Consider the following 572-nt stretch of genomic DNA (forward strand, 5'->3'; position numbering starts at 1 on the left):
GGACCGGCGCGAATGTGCCCAGCTTGGCCGACCCGGTCGACACCGTCACCACGAAGGACCGGCGTGCGCTGGTCACGGTGGTGATCAGGGGAACGCCCTATGTCGTCGATATTGGACTGCACATGCTCAAGCCGCATGAGCTGTACCAGGCTCAGGGCCTCCCTGCGGGTTACATCATCAACCGCACCGCTAACAGCACACCGCTCACCCCGAGCGCCGCAGTGCGCATGGTCGGCAACAGCGTCAGCCCACCCCCGCTGCGCGCATTGGCCGAGGCCAATCTCGATATGGCAACGTTTGAATTGGCGACGGCCGCATGAAACTGGAAACGCTCGCTCTGCAAACGAGTCTAGGACCGCGCATCCACTGCCCATCAGTCGCGGATAGACCAAAGCCCACAATCCCTGAACAGTACAGTCCAAGCAGCCGCCGCTCCCTTCAAGACATCGGCCACGTCGAGAACTTGGCCATCGGAGAAGACTCTCAAATCGTGCCAGGACTCGCCACTAGCTCGGTTGGTGCCCGGGACAAGCTGAAGCACGTGAACGGGATGCGTCGTGAGGACATCGGGA

General features: G+C 61.9%; 1 protein-coding gene and 1 pseudogene. Both read left to right on the forward strand.

Annotated elements, in window-relative coordinates; all coding sequences use genetic code 11:
* Window positions 1-320: pseudogene (locus tag KVS69_RS18630) on the forward strand (DNA methyltransferase); the annotation flags it as partial.
* Window positions 317-572, forward strand: a 256-nt coding sequence (locus tag KVS69_RS18635; RefSeq protein WP_217539467.1) for a hypothetical protein, incomplete at its 3' end; no start/stop codon positions are given. The pseudogene KVS69_RS18630 and the gene KVS69_RS18635, both read left to right, overlap by 4 nt.

The sequence above is a fragment of the Stenotrophomonas sp. GbtcB23 genome (assembly GCF_019091045.1).
Taxonomy (GTDB): Bacteria; Pseudomonadota; Gammaproteobacteria; order Xanthomonadales; family Xanthomonadaceae; genus Stenotrophomonas; species Stenotrophomonas rhizophila_A.